Source organism: Actinokineospora diospyrosa (assembly GCF_024171925.1).
GTDB classification, from domain to species: Bacteria; Actinomycetota; Actinomycetes; order Mycobacteriales; family Pseudonocardiaceae; genus Actinokineospora; species Actinokineospora diospyrosa.
On record NZ_JAMTCO010000008.1, the window covers coordinates 340,640 to 363,837 of the forward strand.

General features: G+C 71.2%; 16 protein-coding genes. 9 read left to right on the forward strand and 7 right to left on the reverse strand.

Going from position 1 to position 23,198, the window contains the following annotated elements:
• Window positions 1–5: 5 nt before the first annotated feature.
• Both LV75_RS17625 and LV75_RS17630 read right to left on the reverse strand, forming a co-directional pair.
• Entirely contained in the window at window positions 6–2,471 is a 2,466-nt protein-coding gene (locus tag LV75_RS17625) for an ABC transporter permease (protein WP_253888010.1), read from the reverse strand.
• Window positions 2,472–2,482: 11 nt separating this feature from the next.
• Complete coding sequence (locus LV75_RS17630) at window positions 2,483–3,226, reverse strand: ABC transporter ATP-binding protein (RefSeq protein ID WP_253888011.1); 744 nt, start codon at window positions 3,224–3,226, stop codon at window positions 2,483–2,485.
• A 131-nt stretch (window positions 3,227–3,357) separates the two neighbouring features.
• Here LV75_RS17630 and LV75_RS17635 point away from each other — a divergent pair, with 131 nt between their 5' ends.
• From LV75_RS17635 to LV75_RS17650, 4 genes are all read left to right on the forward strand, one after another.
• Complete coding sequence (locus LV75_RS17635; protein WP_253888012.1) at window positions 3,358–4,563, forward strand: sensor histidine kinase; 1,206 nt, start codon at window positions 3,358–3,360, stop codon at window positions 4,561–4,563.
• Window positions 4,560–5,210 (forward strand): response regulator, encoded by a 651-nt coding sequence (locus LV75_RS17640; RefSeq protein ID WP_253888013.1) that lies wholly within the window; start codon window positions 4,560–4,562, stop codon window positions 5,208–5,210. The genes LV75_RS17635 and LV75_RS17640 overlap by 4 nt, the downstream gene beginning before the upstream one ends.
• A 225-nt stretch (window positions 5,211–5,435) precedes the next feature.
• Window positions 5,436–8,606 (forward strand): S8 family serine peptidase, encoded by a 3,171-nt coding sequence (locus tag LV75_RS17645; RefSeq protein WP_253888014.1) that lies wholly within the window; start codon window positions 5,436–5,438, stop codon window positions 8,604–8,606.
• 515 nt (window positions 8,607–9,121) lie between these two features.
• A complete protein-coding gene (locus LV75_RS17650) occupies window positions 9,122–10,051 on the forward strand; it encodes a zinc metalloprotease (RefSeq protein WP_253888015.1) in 930 nt (309 codons plus the stop codon).
• A 226-nt stretch (window positions 10,052–10,277) separates the two neighbouring features.
• On the opposite strand, the gene LV75_RS17655 is transcribed toward LV75_RS17650, so the two are convergent.
• From LV75_RS17655 to LV75_RS17665, 3 genes are all read right to left on the reverse strand, one after another.
• On the reverse strand, window positions 10,278–12,497 hold the full coding sequence (locus LV75_RS17655) for an FG-GAP-like repeat-containing protein (protein WP_253888016.1): 2,220 nt from the start codon (window positions 12,495–12,497) through the stop codon (window positions 10,278–10,280).
• A 205-nt stretch (window positions 12,498–12,702) separates the two neighbouring features.
• Window positions 12,703–17,037 carry a hypothetical protein gene (locus tag LV75_RS17660; RefSeq protein WP_253888017.1) on the reverse strand — a complete coding sequence of 1,445 codons (4,335 nt, stop codon included), beginning with the start codon at window positions 17,035–17,037 and terminating at the stop codon, window positions 12,703–12,705.
• A 76-nt stretch (window positions 17,038–17,113) separates the two neighbouring features.
• Window positions 17,114–17,974: a sigma-70 family RNA polymerase sigma factor gene (locus LV75_RS17665; protein WP_253888018.1), complete on the reverse strand. Its 861-nt coding sequence runs from the start codon at window positions 17,972–17,974 to the stop codon at window positions 17,114–17,116.
• Between the two features lie 124 nt (window positions 17,975–18,098).
• On the opposite strand from LV75_RS17665, the gene LV75_RS17670 reads away from it, so the two are divergent.
• Window positions 18,099–18,593 (forward strand): carboxymuconolactone decarboxylase family protein, encoded by a 495-nt coding sequence (locus tag LV75_RS17670; protein ID WP_253888019.1) that lies wholly within the window; start codon window positions 18,099–18,101, stop codon window positions 18,591–18,593.
• A 69-nt stretch (window positions 18,594–18,662) separates the two neighbouring features.
• Here the strand turns inward: LV75_RS17670 and LV75_RS17675 are convergent, their stop codons facing one another.
• Both LV75_RS17675 and LV75_RS17680 read right to left on the reverse strand, forming a co-directional pair.
• Window positions 18,663–19,547, reverse strand: a complete 885-nt coding sequence (locus tag LV75_RS17675) for an aminoglycoside phosphotransferase family protein (RefSeq protein WP_253888020.1) — start codon at window positions 19,545–19,547, stop codon at window positions 18,663–18,665.
• Window positions 19,548–19,591: 44 nt separating this feature from the next.
• Complete coding sequence (locus tag LV75_RS17680) at window positions 19,592–20,314, reverse strand: DUF4386 family protein (RefSeq protein ID WP_253888021.1); 723 nt, start codon at window positions 20,312–20,314, stop codon at window positions 19,592–19,594.
• Between the two features lie 55 nt (window positions 20,315–20,369).
• Here LV75_RS17680 and LV75_RS17685 point away from each other — a divergent pair, with 55 nt between their 5' ends.
• The 4 genes from LV75_RS17685 (at window position 20,370) to LV75_RS17700 (ending at window position 23,182) form a co-directional block, all read left to right on the forward strand.
• Window positions 20,370–21,035: a TetR/AcrR family transcriptional regulator gene (locus tag LV75_RS17685; RefSeq protein ID WP_253888022.1), complete on the forward strand. Its 666-nt coding sequence runs from the start codon at window positions 20,370–20,372 to the stop codon at window positions 21,033–21,035.
• A 165-nt stretch (window positions 21,036–21,200) separates the two neighbouring features.
• A complete protein-coding gene (locus tag LV75_RS17690) occupies window positions 21,201–22,019 on the forward strand; it encodes a ferritin-like domain-containing protein (protein ID WP_253888023.1) in 819 nt (272 codons plus the stop codon).
• Window positions 22,016–22,819: a ferritin-like domain-containing protein gene (locus LV75_RS17695; RefSeq protein ID WP_253888024.1), complete on the forward strand. Its 804-nt coding sequence runs from the start codon at window positions 22,016–22,018 to the stop codon at window positions 22,817–22,819. The genes LV75_RS17690 and LV75_RS17695 overlap by 4 nt, the downstream gene beginning before the upstream one ends.
• The gene (locus tag LV75_RS17700; RefSeq protein ID WP_253888025.1) at window positions 22,820–23,182 is read left to right on the forward strand and encodes a cupredoxin domain-containing protein; all 363 of its coding nucleotides are present in this window, start codon (window positions 22,820–22,822) and stop codon (window positions 23,180–23,182) included.
• The last annotated feature ends 16 nt before the right edge of the window (window positions 23,183–23,198 follow it).

The window sequence follows — 23,198 nt, forward strand, 5'->3', positions numbered from 1 at the left end:
GCTGGTCAGCCTATCGCGGCGAGCACGTCGGTTTTGGCTGCCTTGGCGGCTGGCCACAGGGCGGCGACGACGGCGGCCACGACGATGCCGGTGAGGGACGTCAGAATCACTCCTATTGGGACGGTGATGTCCCAGAGGTGTTGGCCGAACATGGCGTGTTGCATCACCGCGCCGACCGCCAGACCGAGGGTGACTCCCAGGAGTGCGCCGAAGAGGGAGATCACGATGCTCTCCACGCGGATCGTGCGTTTGACCAGCGCGCGGGAGGCGCCGATCGCGCGGAGCACGCCGATTTCCCTGGTGCGTTCCATCACCGACAGCGCGAGGGTGTTGACCACCCCGAAGACCGCGATGACGATCGCCACCCCGAACATCGCGTACAGCAGGGCGAATGCGAGCCGCTGGGCCTCGATGCCTTGGGCCACCAATCCTTCCCGGTCGGTGACCGTGACGTCAGGGCGTTGGGCGAATCCCTCCCCCAGGGCTGTGCGCGCGGTCGGGCCGGAGGCGTAGATGATCGTGAGTTGGTCGCGCAGCGGTGCCGGTGCGAGTGCGACGTCGTAGAAGATGCTCGCGCCTAGTTCGGTCGCTTCGTAGATGCCGACGATGGTGGTGTTGATGGGGGTTCTCGGGTCGGGCACCAGGGTGATGGGGGCACCGAGGCCGAGGCCGAGCATGTCGGCTTGGTTCTGGGAGATGACGACCCCGCGGCGCAGGTCGGCGACGCCCGCGGTGAGCGTGGGGGTCAGCACGGTGCCCAGGGCGTCCGGTTCGATCGCGCTGATCTTGCGTTCGGTGCGGCCGCCCGGGTAGCTGATCGGGACGATCTTGTCCCGGCTCGCGGCCGCGCGGCTGACCCCCGGCGTCGCGCGCACCTTGTCCAGCTCGCTCGGCGAGAGCACCGACGCGCCACCGGCGGCGGGTTGCAGCACCGTGGTCCCGGCGGGCACGTTCGCCCGCGTGGTGGAGGCGATCAGGGTCGCGAAGGTCGCGCTCAGCAGGCCGAAAGCGCAGATCAGGCCCAGCCCCACGGTGATCGCGGTCGCCGTGCCCGCGGTGCGGCGGGGGTCGCGGGCGGCGTTGCGCACCCCGAGCCGCACCGCCGAACCGCCGTGGCGCCGGGCCAGCCCGAGCAGCGGTCGGAAGAGCAGCACGGCCAGGGCGGGCGCCAGCAGCAGCACCCCGGCCGCGCCGACCAGCGCCGACAGCAGCCCGATGATCCGGGTCAGGTTGTCCTCGCTCGGTCCCGCGGTGGCGACGACCGCGACCACGGCCGCCACCACCAGGCCCGACCCCAGCGCCGACCGCCGCACCAGCACGTCCTTGGGCACCACCGCGTCGGCGCGCAACGCCGCCATCGGTGGCACGAGCGCCGCCCGGCGCGCGGCGCCGGAAGCCGCCACGACGGTGACCACCACGGCGACGGCGTAACCGAGCAGGACCGCGACCGGGGAGACGGTATAGCCGAGGTCGTCGCCCGGTCTCATCACCGCCAGCAGCACCGGTCCGAGGCCGATCCCGATCAGCGTGCCGATCGTCCCGCCGACCAGGCCCAGGACCAGCGCCTCGGCCACGACGGCCACCCGGATCTGGCGGCGCTTGGCACCGATCGCGCGCAGCAGGGCGAACTGCCTGGTCCGCTGGGTGACCAGCATGGTGAAGGTGTTCGCGATCACGACCATGCCGACCAGCAGCGCGATGGCCGCCAGCGGCAGCAACGTCTCACGCAACTCCCGCGCGGTGTCGTCGGACTCGGCAGCGGCGGCCGCGGCGAGCTCCGACCCGGTCGACACCACATATCCGACGCCCAACGCGGCCCGCACAACCGCGTCCGGGTCCACTCCGGACTGAACGACCAGTTCGACCCGGCTCAGCCGCTCACCCAACAGCGCCCGCGCGGACTCCCGGTCGTAGGCCACGGCGGGCACCGGGTCGGCGCCGTCACCCGAGCGCGGGCCCAGCGAGACGTAGTCGAACAGGCCCGACACGACCGCGTCGCGCGCGCGGCCGTCCGACAGCAGCACCGTCGTCCGGTCGCCGACCCCCAGGCCGGATTTCCCCGCCTCGGTCCGGCCGATCGCGATCTCGCCGGGGCCGCGGGGCGCGCGGCCGTCGGTCAGGGTGAACCGGCCGGAGTCGTCCCAGTTGGTGCCCGCCCGGTCCAGCACGGTCGTGGCGGCGACGAGCTTGCCGTCTCGACCGATCAACCCCGCCTTGCCGACCACGACCTCGTGGACACGCTGCACCCCCGGCAGCCCGCGGAGCCTCTTGGCGGTGCTGGAGGACATCGTCGTGCTCGCGTCGGCGGCCCGCACCGCCACACCGACATCCCCACGGGTCTTCGTGCCCGCCAGCGATGTGGCGACCGAGTCCGCGGCGACCCAGCTCGCCACCGTGGCCGCGACCCCCAGCGCGATCGCCAGCAGCGTCATGGCGAGCCTGCCCTTGTGCGCGAGCAACTCCCGCGGCATGGCCTTGAGCATCAGGCGCCCGCCCTCTCCAGCGACTTCAGCCGATCGAGGACCGTCTCGGCCGTGGGCGCCTGCACCTCGTCGACGATGCGGCCGTCCGCCAGCAGCAGCACCCGGTCCGCGTACACCGCGGCGACCGGGTCGTGGGTCACCATCACCACGGTCTGCCCCGCCTCGTCGACGCTGTCGCGCAGGAAACCCAACAGCTCGCGGGAGGTCCGCGAGTCGAGCGCACCGGTCGGTTCGTCGGCGAACACCACGTCCGGCCCGGTGATCAGGGCGCGGGCGCACGCGACCCGCTGCTGCTGACCGCCGGAGAGCTGGCTCGGGCGGTGGTCGAGCCGGTGCCCGAGCCCGAGCGCGCCGACGACCCGGTCGAGCAGCTGCGGGTCGGGGCGGCGCCCCGCGAGGTCCAGCGGGAGGGTGATGTTCTCCGCCGCGGTGAGCGTGGGCACCAGGTTGAACGCCTGGAAGACGAACCCGATCCGGTCCCGGCGCAGGTCGGTCAGCTCGTCGTCGGACAGCCCGGTGATCTTCGTGTCGCCGACCCAGATGGTGCCGCCGGTCGGCGCGTCGAGCCCGGCGAGGCAGTGCAGGAGAGTGGACTTGCCCGACCCGGACGGGCCCATGATCGCGGTGAACGCCCCACGCCGGACCCGCACCTCGATGCCGTCCAGCGCGATCACCCGGGCGGCGCCCGAGCCGTACACCTTGCTCAGCCCGGTGGCCCGGATGGCGGCGGTGGTTGTTGTCATGGCACCGAATCGTGGCCCGCGAGCACCTCGGTCGCGTCGGCCGAAGGGCGTCGCGCGCCCGCTACTTAAGTGACAACGGGCGCCGACTTTAGTGCAATTCACCTGCCGCGGGCCGCCGATAGGCTGGCGGCGTGCCGGAACAATCGCGGGCGCCCGGCACACGACCGCCGTGGCCGGGCAGCCTGGAATCGTGGGTCGTGGGCGCCGTCCTGGTGGCGGGTTCGTTCCTGCCCATTCGACGGGGCCTGCCGATGTGGTTCTCGCAACGGTGGCTGGATCTCACCGGCGCGCCGCCCGCCCTGCACGGCGCGGTGTGCGCGGCATCGTCCCTGGTGGCCGTCGCACTGGTGCCGCGGCGGGTGTGGCCGTTGCTGGCGGTGGCGGCGCTGGCGTGGTTGTCGCGCGGGGTGTGGACGCCCCTGGGGGTGGCGTCCTACTTGATCGCGACGCGCCCGCGCCGCCCGGCGGTGTTGGCCGCGTACGGGGGTGGCGCCTCGGTGTTGGTCGTGCTGCCGGACTTCGCCACCGCCGCGGCGGGCGCCCTGCCCTGGTCGGACGCGGTGGGCGCGGTCGGCGGCGCGGCGCTGTTCGTGTGGCTGCCGTTCGCGGTCGGGCTGTGGGTCGGCGCGCGGAGGCAGGTGCTCGACGGCCTGCGCGACAGCGCCCGGGAACGGGACCGCCGCGAGCGGGCGCGCGCCGAGGAGGTGCGGGTCAAGGAGCGGGCCCGCATCGCCCGCGACATGCACGACGTGGTGGCGCACCGGGTGTCGCTGATGGTGCTGCACGCGGGCGCGCTGGAGGTCAACACCACCGACGAGAAGGCGGCGGCCGCCGCCGCGCTCATCCGCACCACGGGCCGGGAGGCGCTGGCCCAACTGCGGGACGTGCTGGGCGTGTTGCGCTCGGGCGAGCAGGTCGCGCTCGAGCAGTTGCGGCCGTCGGCGACCCTCGCCGGGATCGACGCGCTGCTCGAGCAGTCCAGGGCCGCGGGCATCCCGGTCCGCCGCGTGGACGAGGGCGACCCGCGTGACCTGCCGGTCCTCGTCCAGCACGCCGCGTACCGGGTGGTCCAGGAGGCGTTGACCAACGTGCACAAGCACGCGGGCCAGGTGCCGACCGAGGTCGTCGTGCGCTACCTGCCCGCCGCGCTCGAGGTGATCGTGTCCAACGAGGTCATCGGCCGGCCGCCGCCGCGGTTGCCCGGCGGCGGGCTCGGCCTGGTCGGCCTGCGGGAGCGGGTCGAGGTCCTCGGTGGCCGCTTCACCGCCCGGCGCGGGCCCGCGGGTTTCTCGGTGAACGCCCTGCTCCCGTCGACAAGCCCCGGGGAGCGGCCGTGATCCGGGTCCTGATCGTCGACGACGAGGCGCTCGTGCGCACCGGCCTGGCCATGATCCTCGCACCGGCCACCGACCTGGAGGTCGTCGCCGAGGCCGTCGACGGCGCGGGTGCCCTCGACGCGGTGACCCGGCACCGGGTCGACGTGGTGCTGATGGACGTGCGGATGCCGGGCGTGGACGGGCTGAGCGCGCTCGAGCGGATCGCCGAGCGGCCGGACCCGCCGAAGGTCATCATGCTCACCACGTTCGACCTCGACGACTACGTCCACCGCGCCCTGCGCGCGGGCGCGTCGGGTTTCCTGCTCAAGGACACCCCGCCCCGAGACCTGGTGACCGCGGTCCGCCTCGTCGCGGGTGGCGACGCGATGCTCGCCCCGAGCGTCACCAAGCGGCTGATCACCGCCTTCGCCGAGCGGCGACCCGCGCGGGCCGCGGCGGCGCGCGAGCGGCTGCAGGTGCTCACCACGCGTGAACAGGACGTCGTCAAGGCTGTGGCCCGCGGGTTGTCCAATGCCGACATCGGTCGCGAACTCGCGATGAGCGAAGCGACCGTCAAAGCGCACGTGAGCCGCGCACTGGCCAAACTCGGACTCACCAACCGCGTCCAGGCCGCGATTCTCGTGCACGACACCGGGTTGGCCACCTGATCAGCTCGAATCCATTCTCTCGCCGGTCGAAATAACGCAGCGGAAATACCGGGAATCACAGGTACCGAACCTGAGAATCCGGTAAATCTACGTCGGCGTCCGATAACCGCGAGCATCGGACAAGTGGCGGATTGCGCGCGACTCTGTTCCCTGGATAGCTTGCCGCACCATCGGCCGGGGGATTTCCGTGGCGGCCGGTGGGAATTCAGGAGATGGGAGCGGGAAATGCGAAAACGGACCGTAGTTGCGGTTTTACTGCTCGCGGCGGGCCTTCCGGTGGCGACCGCCGAGTCGGCGGTGGCCGACACCGGCGGCGACCACGCGCGAACGGTCACGCTGATCACCGGGGACCGGGTGCTGGTGCCCGAGGGCGGCCGCCCGCCCACCATCCTGCCCGCTGCGGGTCGCGAGGGCATCGCCGTGCACACCCACACCGTGGACGGCCACGTGCACGTGATCCCGGTGGACGCGCTCCCGCTGGTCACCGCGAAACGCCTGGACCCGCGGCTGTTCGACATCACCGGGCTCCTCGCGGCCGGCTACGACGACCGGCGAGGCGACCTGCCCCTGATCCACTCCGGACCGGCCACCCGCGCGCCGGGGACCCGGGTGGTCCGCGACCTGCCCGCCCTGCACGCGCGGGCGCTGCAAGCCGACAAGGCGACCCTGCCCACCTCGTGGCGGGCCCTCACCGCCGCGGGCGCGACAGTCTGGCTCGACGGGCGGCGCCAACTGACGCTGGACCGCAGCACCGCGCAGATCGGGGCGCCCGAGGCCTGGCGCAGCGGGCTGACCGGCGCGGGCGTCACCGTGGCGGTCCTCGACACCGGCGTCGACCAGACCCACCCCGACCTCGCGGGCCGCGAGGTCGCCGAACGCAACTTCACCCCCGCCCCGGACGCGGTGGACCGGATCGGGCACGGCACGCACGTCGCCTCGATCATCGCCGGGGGCGGCGGGAAGTACCGGGGCGTGGCCAACGGCGCGCGGCTGCTCGACGCCAAGGTGCTCGACGACACCGGCTTCGGCCAGGACTCCTGGATCATCGCCGGGATGGAGTGGGCGATCGGGCAGGGCGCCACCATCGTCAACCTGAGCCTGGGCGGGCAGGACACCCCGCTGCTGGACCCGCTGGAAGAGGCGGTGAACCGGCTCTCCGCCGAGCACGGGACCCTCTTCGTGGTCGCCGCGGGCAACAACGGCATCCCGGGCACGATCGGCTCGCCCGCCAGCGCGGACGCCGCGCTCGCCGTGGGCGCGGTCGAGCGCGACGACTCGATCGCGCAGTTCTCCAGCCGCGGCCCCCGGGTCGGCGACGGGGCGATCAAACCGGACATCACCGGACCCGGGGTGGGCATCATCGCCGCGAAGGCTGCCGAGGGCCGCATCGGCGACCCTGCCGAGCCCGGCTACGTGCGGCTCTCGGGCACCTCGATGGCCACCCCGCACGTCGCGGGCGCCGCGGCGCTGCTGGCCCAACTGCACCCGAGGTGGACCGGGGCGCAACTCAAGGCCGCGCTCACCTCCTCGGCCAAGGCGACGCCCGGGGAGAACGTGTTCGCCCAGGGCTCGGGCCGCGTCGACGTGGCCGCGGCGATCGCGCTGACGGTGACCAGCGATCCCGTCTCGGTCAACCTCGGCACCCAGTTGTGGCCGCACGGCGACGACGTGCCGGTCACCAAGGAGATCACCTACCGCAACAACAGCACCGAGCCCGCCACGCTCGACCTCGCCGCGGAGGCCATCGGCCCGGACGGCAAACCCGCCCCACCCGGCCTGATCACGGTGGCGCCCGCGCGGGTCGTGCTGCCCGGCGGCGGGTCGGCGACGGCGCGGATCACCGCCGACACCCGGATCGGCACGCTGGACGGGCAGTACACCGGCGCCGTCGTGGCCCGCGGCGGCGGGCAGTCGGTGCGCACCACCCTGCTGCTCGACCGCGAGGTGGAGAGCTACGACGTGACCGTGCGCTACCTCGGCCTGGACGGCAAGCCCACGCCGAACTTCACCGCGTTCATCCTCGCACTGACCCCCGGCGCGACCTCCTTCCGGTTCGACGGCAGCCCGGAGGGGATGCTCGAGGCCCGGCTGGCCAAGGGCCGCTACGTCGTCGGCCACACCTACATCGAGCAGGACACCGGGCAGTCCAGGCTGCTGACCCAGCCCGGCTTCGACGTCACCCGGGCGACCGAGTTGGTGGTGGACGCCAGGAAGGCCAAGCCGGTCAAGGTGGCGGTGCCCGATCCCGCGGTCCCGCTGCTGTTCTCCTACACCGGCGTGGAGTTCACCCTCAACGGCGGCCCGTTCGGGTTCGGCCTGGTCACCCGCGACCTCGACCGGCTGGGCATCGGGCAGGTCGGCCCGACCCCGACCGACGGTGACCTCACCTGGTCGCTGAACGCCACCTTCCTGAACCAGAAGGACATCTACAGCCTCGCCTGGTACCGGCAACGGTCGGTGCCCGACGGCTTCGTCCGAACGCTCGGCAAGCGCGACCTCGCGACGATCCGGACCGACATCGCGACGGTGCTGCCCGACACCCGGCTGACCCGCACGCTGTACCCCTCGCCGCCGTGGGGCAGCAGCGGAATCACCCTCGTGGTCGGCAAACCCGTCCAAGCGGCGGCGACCGAGTACGTCAGCACCGAGAACGTGGTGTGGTACTCCAGGACCGACATCGCCGCGGAAAGCCCACTCACCACGCAGTTCATCAGCGAACCGTTCACCCCCAAGGCCGGGCAGACCTACCGGCAGCGGGTGAACGTCGGCGCGTTCGGGCCCGCGCTCCCCCGCGCCATCGTGCCGTGGATGGAACGCCTCAAGGGCAACCGCATCCGCTTCGACCTTCCACTGTGGAGCGACCAGGTCGGCAACGCGGGCTACTCGGAGACGACCAGCGGCCGGACCCGCATCTACATCAACGGCGAACTGTTCCAGGACAACGAACTCCCCGCCGGCGGCAACGTCCCCGTCCCCGCGACCGCCGCCGACCTCAAGTTCATCGCCGAGAGCACCCGCGACGCCCGGTTCGGCCTGGCCACCAAGGTCACCGCGACCTGGACCACCCGGTCCGAGCCGGGGCAGCGCTACGTGCCGCTCGCCGCGGTCCGCTTCTTCCCGCTGCTCGACGCCGCGAACTCCGCACCCAAGGGCCCCGCCATCGTGCCGGTCTCGCTGCAACTGGAGGACGGAACCCTCACCCAAGCCCGCGAGCTCACCATCGACGTCTCCTACGACGAGGGCGCGACCTGGCGCCGGGCCCCGCTGCTGGCCCGGTCGCTGCTCTTGCTCAACCACCCGCAGGGCGCGACGTCGGTGTCCCTGAGGGCAGCCGCGAAGGACTCCCGAGGGATCACTGTGGACCAGACGGTCATCCGCGCGTACAAGCTGCGCTGACCGACGGGGAGGGTCGCTGCACAGCGGCCCTCCCCGGCATCACCCGCGCCAGAGGCGTTCCGCACGGCGCGCCGGTGGGGTGACCCAGATCGGCGATCTGGAGGCCGCTGTTGATGACGGCGCGTCTCCGACAGCCCGGCAGGCGGCCACGATGTCACCCCGGGCGCACTCCAACGGGTGGACTCGTTGACGCTGTGTTGCCGAGTTCGCGGGTGGTCGGCAGGCTGGGGTCGTTCGATGGCGAACCGATCACCGCCCCGGGTAGTCGGGGCCGAGGAGAATTGTGATCACCGGAGTGGGCCTGTGGGTGTGCGGGACGAGACCCGCCAGACCTGGAGCCTCGTCGTCGACGTCGTGATCGCGCGGGGGATAGCTCGACGCGGGTGAACTCTTGGAGTCACGGGCATCGTGCCGCCCCCCTGTTCCTCCCACAGCGGCAGCACGGGTAGCCATCTGCGGCTCGCATCTGGCCGGGATCCGCCACTGGTCCGCACTGGAATCGAAGGAGATCTGTCATGCGGCAAACCTGGAAGCACCGATTCCGGCGAATCGGACTCGTGGCGGGCTGCGTGCTCGTGCTGCCAGGGGTGATCGCCCCGGCCAGCCAGGCGAGTACCTCAGCCGGGGAATGCCGCACCCGCGCCGCGTTCCCCGCGGACCGGCCCGCGCGCGGCAACGGCGCACTCCCGGCGGCCGAAGCGGCCGCGCGGGAACACGACTTCCAGGAGCGCCTGGCCGCCCGCGGGTCGGCCCCTCGTGGCCGGGCCACCGATCCCATCAAGGTCTACGTCCACGTCATCTCGCAGGACGAGACCCCGGGCGGCGGCAACGTCTCCGACGAGCAGATCGGCAAGCAACTCGAGGTGCTCAACGCCGATTTCGGCAACACGGGTTTCAGCTTCCAGTTGGCGAACACCACCCGCACCGTCAACGAGGACTGGTTCACCGGCGCGAGCGGCGCGAACCGGGAGAAGTTCACCCGAGAGCTGCGTGAAGGCGGCGCCGCCGATCTCAACCTCTACACCGCGAGCACCATCCCTTCCCCCGAGGGCGGGGTGGCCCTGGGCTGGTCCACCGCGCCGCACGAGGAAGCGGACAACCCCACGGCGGACGGGGTCGGGGTGAAGTTCTCCACGTTGCCCGGCGGCACCGAGGCTCCTTTCAACTTGGGTCGGACGGCCACCCACGGGGTCGGGGCGTGGATGGGGCTGTACAACACCTTCCAGGGCGGCTGCGACGCTCCCGGCGACTACGTCGACGACACCCCCTACGAGGCATCAGCGGCCTATGGCTGCCCAGAAGCCCGGGACACCTGCCCCGCGCCGGGAACAGACCCGATCCACAACTTCATGGACCACGGGGACGATGCCTGCATGAGCGAGTTCACCGCAGGCCAGGCCGAGCGGATGCGTCAGCAGGTGTCGACCTACCGCGGCATCAACTAGCGGGATCGGTGGCGACGGCGGTGGGGGTTGGGGTCCGGAACGCCCCAACCCCCACCTGTCGGGCTAGTAGCGCGACCCAGAACGTCGACCGTGTCTCGACCCGCCCACGACGTGCCTGGCGGCGTTGCCGGAAGTGCCCAAGTACATCCAGTACGAGGACGTTTCGGCGCCTTGCCGGCCACGCCGTGGACCCGCCGATACACGGCCAACGCCCTGAGTCGAGCCACTAGGACACCGTCGCCCGTTTCCAGTCCCAGCTGCCCGCGGCGCTGAACCACACGCGGTAGGGCAGCTCACCCCCGGCTATCGCGCTCGGGAAGGTCCAGAGCCCGGTCGTGGCGCTTCCGTAGTCGTACAGGGCCAGGATGTCGGCCTTGCGGTCCCCGGTGAAGTCACCCGCGGTGATCTTCGTGTTGGACCAGGTGAAGCCGCCGGTGCCGCTGATCCAGCTGCGGCGCGGCACGCTCGCCGAGTCGCCCGCGGCACCGGTTCCCGTGGCGATGAACAGGCCCGATGTCGAGGCGCCGTAGTCGTAGAAGAGGGCCACGTCCGACCTGTTGTCCCCGGTGAAGTCACCCGCCGAGATCTTCGTGTTGGACCAGGTGAACCCGCCCGCGCCGCTGATCCACACCCGGTAGGGGATGGAGGCCGTGTCACCGCTCGCGGTGGTGCCGGGGGCGATGAACAGCCCTGATGTGGAGGACCCGTAGTCGTAGAGCGCGGCCACGTCGGCTTTGCCGTCACCGGTGAAGTCGCCGGTCGCGATCTTCGTGTTGGACCAGGTGAAAGCACCCGGGGCGCTGAGCCAGGTGCGGCGCGGCACACTCGCGGAGTCGCCTACGGCCGCGGTTCCGGGGAACACGATCAAGCCGGTCGTCGAGGAGCCGTAGTCGTAGAACGCGGTCACGTCGGCCCTGCCGTCGCCGGTGTAGTCACCCGCCGAGATCTTGGTGTTGGACCAGGTGAACCCGCCCGTTCCGCTGACCCACGCGCGGTAGGGCACCGAGGCCGAATCGCCGCGCGCGGCGGTGCCGGGGAACACGAACAGGCCGGTGGTGGAGTTGCCGTAGTCGTAGAGGGCGAGGACGTCGGTTCTGCCGTCCCCGGTGAAGTCACCCGCGGTGATCTTGGTGCGGGACGCCGTCCACGCGCCCGCCCCGCTGAGCCACACCCGGTACGGGGCAGTGGCCGCGTCGCCACTAGCCGTGGTGCCGGGGAACACCCACAGCGCGGTCGTGGAGTTGCCGTAGTCGTAGAGCGACAGCACGTCGGCCTTGCCGTCGCCGGTGAAATCGCCCGTGACGCTGCTGTCGCCGGTGGTGGGCGGCTGGGGCGGGGTGTCGACCACGAGGGTCAGCCCGTAGCGCTGGAGGATCTCGTTGACCGGCTGGAAGTAGGTGATGCCACCAGTGGTGCAGTTGCCCGACCCGCCGGAGGTGACACCCTGGGCCTGGTCGCCCGCCAACCACGAGCCGCCCGAGTCACCCAGGTCGGCGCAGGCGTTGGTCCTGGTGAGGCCGTCGACCTTGCCGAGTGCGCCGTAGTTGACCGTCTCGTTCTTGGACAGGATGGTCCCGCACCGCCAGCCCGTGGTGGAGCCCGAGCGGCACACCGACGCGCCGATCGCCGCCTCGGTGGACCCGCGAACGGGGACCGTGCCGCCCACGTAGTTGTTCACCACCGGTTGGGGCGTCCAGTTCGCGTTGGTGCGCACCCAGGCCATGTCGTCGACCGGGAAGTTCGACCGTTCGAAGGTCCCCTGCGCGACCCCGTTGCCACCGGTGGTCGTCCACCCGGCCGTGCCGCAGTGACCGGCGCTGACGAACCCGCCCTGCACCGCGAACCCGATGGAGCAACGCCCGTTGTCGAAGTTGTTGTAGTACGCGTCACCGCCGCGCACGTCGTGCAAGACCCGCGGCCGCTGCGCCGCCCGCACGACCCGGACCTGCGGCGCCGTCCCGGCGAACGCGCGCACGCTCGCGGCCCCAGGGTCGGTCGCGGTCACCACGACGCTGTTGCTCGGCTCGTCCACGTACCACCCGGTGACCGCGTCCGGCACCGAGGGCTTCGCGTCCAGCTCGCGTTTGGCCCCCGCCAGGCGGTCGGCACCCCACCGCACAACCGACGCCTTCGCCCCGGCCTGCCGCGCGGTGCGCGCCGCGGCCTCGTCGGTGACCGCGACCACCAGCTCCGCGCCCGCGTCGAGCCAGGCACCGGCGAACGCCGCCCCCGTCTCCACCCGCACGCGGTGCTCGAGCCTGCCCCCGGCGGCCTCTTTCGCCCACCGCGGCGCCACCTGCTCCGGCGAGAGGCCCAGGTCGCGCACCATGGCCGCGACCACGGGATCGGGCACCACCGGCGCACCGTCCGTGGCGGCCACCGCGGGCACCCCAGCGGCGACCGTGCCCAGGACCACCAGCACCGGCATGATTCTTCGCAGTCTCACAGAGGATTCCTCCCAGAATTCTCCAGGCGACACAGAAGGGATCGCCGTTCGCCGCCCCGCGGGCGAACAACTCGCCAATTGTCAACACCGCCCGCCCCCGGCAACAGCGCTATCCAGGCCCCTACGACCGGGTCGGGCCACCCAGCCCAGGTCGCCTGTCCTTACCCACACAGCGCAACCGTGGACTCCCGTGTCCGAAGTGGACTTAGTGTGGGAGGGCGGCGCGGCTGGCGTTGAGGTGCTCGAGGGCCAGGGCCGGGTCCACGGAGAGGTGGGTCCTGGTGTCGGCCAGGTCGGAGATCGGGGCCGCCGCGCTACCGCGGAGAGCGGTGATGAGCCGGGGCAGGTTGTCGGTGAAGGCCCGCAGGAGGGTCGCGGTGTAGTGCAGGTACACCGAGGTCTGCTGGGCCAGGTGGAGCAGGTCGTCGTGGTGGGGGTTGGCCGGGTCCGGCAGGGGGACCGCGTTGGCGTGGGTGGTGAGGGCGGCCGGGGTGCGGTCGACGGTGAGGGCGCGGGAGAGCCACTGCACCAACGCGCCGGTGCCCGGGTCGACGCGGCCGCTGACGCGGGTGAGCTGGCCGCGGACGACCGTGCGCAGGTCGAGGTCCACCAGGGCGGTCGCCAGGTGCGGCAACTGGTCCTGGTTCGCGGTCGACCGCAGGTCGTAGAGCTGGCGGACCGTGCGGTTGAGGTCTCGCGGGAGGCCACCGGAGAGGGCGTGGCACAACCAAACGTAGGGCTCCGGCAGGCGCAGGACCCGTTGCACGAGAAGACGTCTGGTGAAGTCCAGGGTGAACCGGTCGACGCGGATCACGGTCTCGAACGCCGAGTCGAACGTGGTGCGCACCGCGAGGGCACGGCGGTCGAACGAGGCCAGGGCGTCCTCGGAGACAGCCACCAGGAAGAAGCAGCCGTGCACTCCGAACACTGTCTTGAGGTCGTTGATGAACCGCTCCGCGTCGACAGCGGTCGCGATCTTGTCGAGTTCGTCCACACAGATCACGATGCGGCTGTCCGCGCCATCCGGGCCACTGCGCAAGCGCAGACCGACGTCGCCGAGGAACAAGCGGAAGTCCGCGACCAACTCCGGGTAGGTCTTGGCCTGCGCAGCACGCTGGCGGGTGTTCGCGCGACTCATCTCGACCCACGCGGGCGGCTTGACCGCCGCGGTGCGCGCGGTCGACTTGGTTTCCAGGTAACGCAAGCCTTCCAAGTGCTCCCGCGCCCGCTCCACAACGTCAAGTGGCCGCTTCGCGCGCACCCACCGCCTACGCACCACAGCGAGATACACCAGCGGCGCCAACGCGACCACAGCCCCCGCAGCGATCACCAGGATCCGCAAGTTACTGCCGACGAACAGGACCCAGTCCACCGGCTTCGGCCACAACACGGCGCCAGCGATCACCGCCCCACCGAGCAGAACCACCGCCAACGCCCACAACACCTGCCGCCGCCCAGGCCGAGGCCGCGGCTTGTCGCGGTCGGACTTGATCACCTCCTCACAGACCCGGGTGAACAGGTGCACCAGGAAGTCACGGCTCTGATAGCTGGTCGGGGCATCCACCCACACCGACAACGCGAGTGGATCGGTCAGCCTGCGCTCCCCCAACATCCGCAGCAGCGTGCTCTTCCCGACACCGCGAGCACCACTGATGCCGATGGCACCACTGGACATCGACGCCAGCATCCGCTCCAGCCGCGCACTGGTCTCGGTCGGCACGAACTGCGTGCGCTCGGTGAGGTCGCCGAGGTTGGCCACGGAGGCAGGCGGAAGCGTGCTGTCGTAGGACGGTTCGGACAGTTGCGCCAGCCGGGTCTTCATCAGCGGCAACACGCCCTGATCGATCAGCGCCCGCTGCCACTCCTCATACGCCAACACAGCGTCCCGCCGCGCCTGCGCACTCGACTGCGACGTGCTTTCCGCCGGCCAGTCGGCAGGCAAATCCGAGCGCAGCGCGAACCACCGCGCCCGCTGCGACCACGTCGCCCACCAACCTGACGCGGCCAGCACAGCGACTCCGCCCGCGATCAGAGCCGTCTGCCGCCACATAGCCGTGAACATCGCGGGCCACAACGCCAACACAGCACTAGACGCCAACAGCACGAGGCTGGCGAGCAGCACCGCCACTGCGGTCCACCCCACCGGACTCAATCGGGGATAGTGTGGCAACTCCCGTAGCCCACGTAGCGACGACATCACCTGCCGCGGCACCGGCGATCGGTGGACCAACGCGGCGAACACCCTGCCCACGGCGGTGGACCGCCTCCCCAGCCGCGTGATCCCGACCAGTCGTTCGCCCAACAAGGCAAGCGTGCCGAGCACAAGCCCCCACGAGCCGACCTGTGCGAACGGGTACTCCACGCCCAGCCACGGTGTCAACAGCGCCACCGTCGCCACGGCGAGACCGATAGGCACAAGAATCGAGAGCAAACCAGAGAGGGCGACCGCGGTGGGGTGCACGACCTGCTCCACGTAGCGCCGCTTCGCCTCGGTGAACCTGGCACGAGGCGCGGCCGCCGAGGACGCGATGGTGTCGCGGTAGGTGGTGACGAGTGCCACCACCTCCTCTTCCAACGCCGCGACACCAGCGGTGTCCACCACTGCACGCACACCGGCACGCTCGAAGGCCTGCGCGGTCAACTGTTTCGTTTGGTCAGCGATGACATCCAAGACCGCGGTGTCCGTACGTCGGGCGGGCAACGGACTGTCCGCGTGTTGCGCTGCCGCACGTTCCCGCAGTTCCGGGTAGCGGAACCAGTAGCGAGCGCCGCGGCGGCGGAGCAGCCCTCGCTCGGCGAGGTCGTCGAGGAACTCGACGGGGTTCCACGGCAACGCGCTGCGCAACCCCAGCACGAATCCAGCGACCGAGTAGCGAAATACTGCGGTGCCCGCGGAAGCAGCCATCGCGATGGTCAGGAACAGCACCAACCAGACCCATCTCTCTACGTGTTCGCCCCACAACACGTAGACGACCGATGACGACGCCGCAGTAGCTGCCATGACGCGCGTGAACGTGTAGTCACCATCGCGCTGCATCACCTCAGCCGCATCGCTATCGACTGGGACATGGGGCTTGAACAAGCTGGCGCCCCACATGAGCGCGAGTACCAGAACGCCCGTAGCCGGGATGACGTAGTCCAGGTACGCCGTGGATCCCTCGGCGTCGAAGACGTACAGGTATCCGCAGCACACCAACTGCACGATGCCGAGCAGCTCGATGGCTTTCGAGAGCCCGTCGTGCCCGTCCACCGGTCGTGTCACGGGTTTCCAGGACCGTGCCGCGGTCGCCATGGCGCCGCCCATCGCTGCGGCGGCCACCACCGCGAGCAGGACACGACCGGCCCCGCCTGCCCCCGTGGTCGAGAAGGTGATGACGGAACCAACGATCGCCGCCAAGACCACGGCGATCACGTCGAACACCCAATGGGAGATCGCCTCCGGGAGACGCCACCAGGTCAGTTCTCGATGTCCCCGCGCGGCCAACCACCTGACCCAGCGCAGCGCGAACTCATCGGGTACCAACGGGTTGTCCGGTTGCCCGGGTGTCGCGGCGAGGATGGTCTCGTCGAGCAGGTGCCGCAGCACCGCGGCCGAAGTGGGGAACCGCGTGGTGTCGAGCAACTCCGCGGGCAAGGTGCCCGGTGTCGAATAGTGGTCGATTGCCAGGTCCATGCCGATCGGGGTGCGCAACACCGCCCCAGCCGGGGCAAACTCCAGGGCCGCGCGCACCTCGTGCCACCGCGGGTCTTCTGATGTGCGCTTGGCGATGTACCAGTCAGCGGTCGAGGCGGGGGCGGGAACCAGGAGCAGCGCGTGCGTTTCCGCCTGGTCAACGGTGGTCGGGTACTCGGCGGGCCCCGCGGTCACGACGGCGCGGAAGGAGCCGTGGCTCAACGCCAAGGCCAGCGCGGCATGGTGCTCGACCGGCACGTCATACAGCAGGGGGAGCACCTCGTTCTCGAAGACGAGTCGGCGCGCCATCGAGTTCGTCAGCCCGGGCACGGCCTCGGTGAGTTCTCCCTGCAGCCAGGTCCACAGGCCGCTGCGGTCGGGCACCCACCCGTCGGCGGAGACCGGGAAGGGCACCGGGTCGGTGTCCGCGCGCGACCGCACCAAGGCGTCGGCGATGCGGTCCGCCGCCGAGGTCGCCTCCAGGCGTGAGGAGGTGGACACGACCACCAGCCGGTAGGTCGGGTCCGCCAGCACCTCGGCGAGCAGCTTCGTGCGGGGCACCTCGTTGTCGTGGTCGACGTAGTGCTGGAGGAACGCGTTCTCAGGCAGGCGCCCGCGCAGCGACTCGGCCACCAGTTCCCTCGCGGCCTCGAGGGTGATGTCAGGTGACTCGTCTGCCGCTGTGGCCCGAGTGCGCAGGCGCCGCAGCAGGACGGCCGCGGCGGTGATCGCCACCACGGCGAGCAGCACGCCGAGCGCAGGTGTGCCGCCGCGCATGAGCACGGGCATGGTGAGGCCGCCGCCGAGTAGGAGCAGGCCACCGATTACTACCGCCGTCACCGTTACGGCGAAAAGCCAGACTCGCATCCTGCCGGGGGTTCCTCTCGCTGGTCTCCCGAGTCGTATCCGATCTTCGGGTCCCGGCGTTTCAGGTGGCGGGCGGTCAGCGGTTCGGGGCGACCAGGTCCAGGCGGGACAGTCGGGTGGGGTCGGCGAGGATGTCGAGCCGGACGATCCGCCCGCCGGTGGTGGTGAAGCTCATGATCGAGATGAGGTCGCCGCCCGCGCGGTTGACCAGGCCCGCGGTGCCGTTGACCAGGGCGGGGTGGCTGGTCGTGGTGGTGGCCATGCGGTGGAAGGTGGCGAGCTGCCCGGCGACGGCGTCGGCTCCACGCAGGACCTTGAGGCCCGCTCCGGCGTCGGCGCGCAGGGTGACGTCGGGGTCGAGGATGGCGATGAGCGCCGTGAGGTCGCCACCGCGGGCGGCGGTCAGAAAGGCGTCGACGACGCGGCGTTGGGTGGTCGGGTCGGTGGCGGTGGTGGCCGCGCCCTGGACGCGGTGGCGGGCGCGGCTGGCGAGTTTCCTGGCCGTGGCCGGGGTGCGGTCCATGATCGGGGCGATCTGCTCGAACGGCAGGCGGAACAGGTCGTGCAGCACGAAGGCCAGCCGCTCGGCCGGGGTCAACGACTCCAGCACCACCAACAGCGCCAGCCCGACCGAGTCGGCCACCAGCGCGTGGTGTTCGGGATCGCTGACGACCGGGTCCGGCAGGTGGGTGTCGAGCGGGTCCTCCCGGCGCCGCTTGCGGGAGCGCAGCATGTCCAGGCACACCCGGCCGACGACGGTGGTCAACCAGCCGCCGAGGTTGTCGACACCAGCGGTCTCGGTGCGGGCCAGCCGCAACCATGCCTCCTGGACAGCGTCGTCGGCGTCGGTCAGCGAGCCGAGCAACCGGTAGGCCACCGCTGTGAGGTGCGCGCGGTGGTCCTCGAACCGGCGGGCCAGGACGTCGTGCTCGGTCATCGGGCTGTCCTTCGCTGCGGGGATCGAACCCTTGACGACACCGACGTCCGCGATGTGACGGCCAGCGGTCACATCCACCGCGCGCGACACGTCAGGGCAGTAACCATCGAGAGAGGAAGCCTTCGTGAGTACCACTCCCCCGCGGGCCGAGCCGCGCCTGCCCGACCCCGCCACGCTCGTTCCCGAGTTGGGGCAGGTCGTCGGGGCCCTGTTCAAGGCCACCGGGAACGGCTCCATCCCCCGGACCACCATCAGCCTGGTGCAGCTGCGCGCCGGGCAGATCGTCGACAACGCCTACCTGACCACCATGCACACCGACAACCTCCGCAAAGCCGGAGTGCAGCAGGAGCACATCACCGCTGTGGCGTCCTGGCAGGACTCCCCCGATTTCACGGCCGCCGAACGGGCCGCGCTCGCGCTCGTGGAAGCCGTCCTCACCCCGAACCCCCACGGCGAGCGAGTCCCCGACCAGCTCTACACCGAGGCGTCCGCCCACTACGGGGACAAGGCGCTCACGACCCTCGCCACCGCGATCGGCCAGGTCTGCTTCTTCATCCCCCTCGCCCTCATCGGCAAACCGGTCCCCGGGGTGTCCCCCGCGCGGCAGTGGAGGGACTGACCGGTCACTACGACGAGCGGCAGCAGGCACGGTCGCCTGGCCGGACGATCCACCGGGCTCCGTCCGAGATCAGTGGCCCGGCTCGGTCAAGGCGCGATCGAGCGCGGCTCGGCCTGCCGGTTCCCAGGTTGGCTTGCCCCCGGGCAGGCCGAGCCTGCCGTTGCGGCCGATGCTGATCAGGTGCAGGGCGCGCAGGACGGCCCACCCGCGGGCGCGCGCGATGGTGGCCTCGTCCGCGTCCCCGTAGCTGTCGAAGAACCGGTCGGCAGTGCCCGGGGGCAGCAGGATCCAGGCCGCGGACAGGTCGGTCGCGGGGTCGCCCGCGCACATGTCACCGAAGTCGATCACGCCCGCCAAGGTTCCGTCCCGCACGACCACGTTGGCGGGGTGCAGGTCGCCGTGCAGCCACGTCGGCGGCCCGTGCCACGCGGGCGCCGCGACGGCCCGCTCCCAGGTCTCCCGGGCGGCATCGGCGTTCTCGTCGTCGGCGATGCCCGTCAACGCGCTGGTGAACCCGTTGCGCAGCCCGGCCAGCGCGACGCCGCGGTCCGGACTGGCCGGGGCTTGGGTGGGCGCCGGCTGGTGCAGCGCGCGGAGGAAACCCGCGAGGGTCTCGGCCGCGTCGAGACGGGTGATCGGCGCGCGGTCCGCGGGTTCGCCCTCGACCCAGCGCGTGATCGTCCAGGTGTGGTCGAACAGGGTGGACGGTTCGCCGACGCGCACCGGGACCGGGGTCGGCAGCGGGAGGCGCTCGGCGAGGACGGGCAGCCACCTCTGCTCGGTGCGCAGCAGGTGGGGGGCGCGTTCGGTGCGGGGCAACCGCACCGCCCACTCCGCCCCGAGGCGCCACATCTGGTTGTCCCACCCGCCCGCGACCGCGCGGAGTTCGAGGTCGGCGAGGTCCGGGTGCTGTTCTCGCACCAGCGCCCGCACCACGTCCTGCTCGAACCTCAACCCACCCTCCGACCACTGGCGTCCACGGCAAGCTAGCACCGGCCCTAGGTCGCGAGCGGGGCCCGCCTGCCGCTGCGGAAGACGTACACGGCGGTGACCAGGAACCAGACCTGGACCGTCGCGCTGCCCACGCTGATCAGCGCGCCCGCGTCCACACCGAGCAACTCGACCAGCGGCAGGGCGAGGGCGGCGGCGGTGAGGGCGGTGAAACCCTTGAGCCACACCGGGATGTCCGCGATCTTGGCCAGGCACAGCAGCCAGCCCGCGGCGAACAGCGACACCCCGAGCAGCTCACCCACGCCGCCCGCGAACGAGTTCAGCGCGTCGTACTGCACCTCGACCGCCTCCCGGTGCACGCCCGACTGCCAGTCCTGCGCGAGGTCGGGCATGGTGGTGAGCCACCGGACGATGCCGACGCAGCGCGCCAGCGTGGACAGGGCGGCGAACGCCATGCCGAGCCGGGCCAGCCTGGAGTCCTGCCGGTCGGGTGCGAGGGTCGCCGTGGTCCACAGCGCCACGGGCAGGAACAACGCCGAGTAGGCGAGGTACAGGACGTACCCGAGCCGCAGGGCCGTCTCGTTCTCGGCCACCTGCGGCAGCACGGTCGCGGCGGGTTCGCCCAGGCTGGCGGGCCAGTCCACGGCGGCCCCGAGCACCACCAGCGGGACGAACAGCAGGAGCCCCTCCACCAGCAACAACACCGCGGCCGCCGAGACGCGTCCACCACTTGCTTTGCGATCAATAACTGCACTGCGATCAGTGTTCACACTTTGACGGTAGCGTACTGCGAACACCGATCGCAACGCGCTACCCTCACGCACCATGGCGACCAGGCGGGAACGACTCCGGGAGCAGACCTCAGCCGAGATCAAGGCGGCCGCACTCGCCCACCTGCGCGAAGGCGGCGGCGCCGCGCTGTCCCTGCGCGCGGTGGCGGTATCCATCGGGATGAGCCCCGCAGGCCTCTACCGCTACTACCCGAACCGCGACGCCCTCTTGACCGACCTGATCACCGACGGCTTCGCGGCGCTGGCACACGAGGTGGCGCAGGCACGGGACGCGGCACAGGGCGACGCCTTCGTGGCCGCCGCCCTCGCCTACCGGCAGTGGGCCCTAGCCCACCCACACGAGTTCGCCCTGCTGTACGGGACACCGATCCCCGACTACCAAGCCCCAGAAGCCGGCCCCACATCCTCCGCCAGCCGCCAAGTAGGCGCCGCCTTCGTCCCCCCCATCGCCGCCGCCTGGCACCGCGGAACCCTGAAACCCCAAGAGGTCCCACCACACCTCACCGCCCTGAACACCTTCGCCGCAGCCTTCGACCTCCCCCCAGCCGTAGCCGCCCTCGCCTTCACCGCCTGGACCACAATCCACGGCCTGGTCGTCCTGGAAACCTTCGGCCACCTGGCCTGGCTAGGCGAAAACCCGGCCCCCCTCGCCGAAACCCGCTTCCGCGCCCTTTCCCGAGACCTCGGCATCGCCCCCTGACGCCGTCCTCACCTGCGCGATTTCCCCGAGCGAGGCCGCCGAACACGTTCGGGTGGTAGACGCGGGCCGAGTTGGCACGTGAATGGAACTCAGGTCGAATGACGAGGACGGTGACAGATCGCCACGTTCCGTGGCAGGGCTCACCGAGGCGATGGAAGGTGCCCGGTGGATCCCATCGATGAGCGCGGGTTGCGCGAGCTGCTGGTCGAGTCCGATGACCTCCAGTCCGACGCGATGCGCACCGCTACGAGGGGCCTCGACGACTACGTCGAGGCCGTGCTGGACACCCGGGAGCGCAGCGGCTCACGCGATCCGGGCGGGCAGTGGCCGGGCTGGAGCCGGGTCGCGGCCGTCACCGGGCTGGCGGGCGCGGGCGCGGTACTCGCCGCCTGGCCCGCCGCCGCCGACCCCGCCCGAGACGTCCAAGCGCTGCAGACCGCGGCAAGCTTGGAGAACCTGGCGGTCGCGACCTACAAGACCGCGTTGACGCTGCCGTTCATCGGGGGCGCGGACGCCAACGCCGTGGTGAAGGCGTTCGCCGAGAAGACGATGGCGCAGCACATCGAGCACGGGCAGGCCTTCAACGGCGCGGTGGCCAAGCTCGGCGGCAAGGCGCAGAACGACCCGAACGCCAAGTACGCCGCCGTGGTGAAGCAGACCGTGCCGACGATCAAGGGCGCGGGTGACGTCGTCGCCCTGGCCATCGCGCTGGAGGACGTGGCAGCGCAGACCTACACCAAGAACGTCAGCCAGGTCTCCACCCCGGAACTGCGCCAGCTCTTCGCCAGCGTCGCCGGGGTCGAGTCCCAGCACAAGGCGATCCTGCTCGCGGTCAAGGCCCTGATCGACGGCGGCGCGCCGCAGCTGATCGCCCTGCCCCCGGACGCGGCGAAACTCCCGGACGCCGCGGGCGGTGTCGGGTTCCCGGACGCGTTCTTCCCCACCGAGAAGGCCTCGCCCGTCGAGGAAGGAGCGGTCAAGTGAGCACCGACAAGCGCCCCGAGATGCAGATCAGCGAACGCGAACTGACCGCGATGACCCGCGACCTCGACGAGTTGCACGAGTCCACCTTCCCGGGCGTGCGCACGCTGCTCGACGAGTTCTCAGCCAACCTCGCCCACATCACCCGCGGCCACCCGACCGGCCGCCGCGGCTTCCTGCTCGGCGTCGGCGGCGTCACCACACTGGGCATGGCAGCGGCCTGCTCCAGCAACGACACCGGCTCCTCCACCACCGCCGCCCCCGCCGCCCCCGCGAGCACCACCGCCGCGGCGACCTACGAGGGCGACCTCAAGGTCGTCGCGCTGGCCGCGGCCCTGGAGAACCTCGCCGTGACCGCCTACACCGGCGCGCTCGACGCCGCGGGCAAGGGCACCCTCGGCACCGTCCCACCCGCAATCGGCGTCTTCGTGCAGACGGCGATGAAGCAACACCAAGACCACGCGGCCGCCTGGAACGCCGTGCTGTCCAAAGCGGGCAAACCCACCATCAGCGACGCGCCGCTGTCCATCACCGCCGACCAGGTCAAGGCCCTCGGCGCGGCCAAGTCCGTGCCCGACGTGGCCAAGCTGGCACTGGACCTGGAGAACGCCGCCGCCCAGACCTACACCTTCGCCGCGGCCAACGTGACCGACACCGGCGGCATCATGACCGCCGCGACCATCCAACCGGTGGAAGCCATGCACGCCGCGATCCTCAACTTCGTCCTCGGCCAGTACCCGGTCCCGGACGCCTTCATCGGCGTCGACAAGGCCGTCAAGCCCGACGCCCTCCTGCCGAAGTAGATGCGCGTCCCCCTCATCACCGCCGCCGTGCTGCTGGCGCTGACGGGGTGCGGCACGGACTCCACGTCCACCGCAACCTCGTCAGCGCCTGCCACGACCGGCCCGGTCGCGGCAGGCGGGACGACCGTCGAGATCAAGAACTTCACCTTCACCCCGCAACAGCTCACCGTCGCCGTCGGCACCACCGTCACCTGGACATTCGCCGACACCGCCAAACACAACGTCAAAGCCACCGACAGATCCTTCAGCTCCAACGACCTCAGCGACGGCGCCACCTTCACCCACACCTTCGACAAGCCGGGCGAGTTCCCCTACATCTGCTCCCTCCACCAGTACATGACCGGCACCATCACCGTGCGGTAACCCGCAACCCGCTCCA

Coding starts and splice junctions, on each gene's coding strand:
- LV75_RS17625 (WP_253888010.1), bottom strand. CDS start 2,471: ATGCCGCGGGAGTTGCTCGCGCACAAGGGCAGGCTCGCCATGACGCTG.
- LV75_RS17630 (WP_253888011.1), bottom strand. CDS start 3,226: ATGACAACAACCACCGCCGCCATCCGGGCCACCGGGCTGAGCAAGGTG.
- LV75_RS17645 (WP_253888014.1), top strand. CDS start 5,436: ATGCGAAAACGGACCGTAGTTGCGGTTTTACTGCTCGCGGCGGGCCTT.
- LV75_RS17650 (WP_253888015.1), top strand. CDS start 9,122: ATGCGGCAAACCTGGAAGCACCGATTCCGGCGAATCGGACTCGTGGCG.
- LV75_RS17660 (WP_253888017.1), bottom strand. CDS start 17,037: ATGCGAGTCTGGCTTTTCGCCGTAACGGTGACGGCGGTAGTAATCGGT.
- LV75_RS17665 (WP_253888018.1), bottom strand. CDS start 17,974: ATGACCGAGCACGACGTCCTGGCCCGCCGGTTCGAGGACCACCGCGCG.
- LV75_RS17685 (WP_253888022.1), top strand. CDS start 20,370: ATGGCGACCAGGCGGGAACGACTCCGGGAGCAGACCTCAGCCGAGATC.
- LV75_RS17700 (WP_253888025.1), top strand. CDS start 22,820: ATGCGCGTCCCCCTCATCACCGCCGCCGTGCTGCTGGCGCTGACGGGG.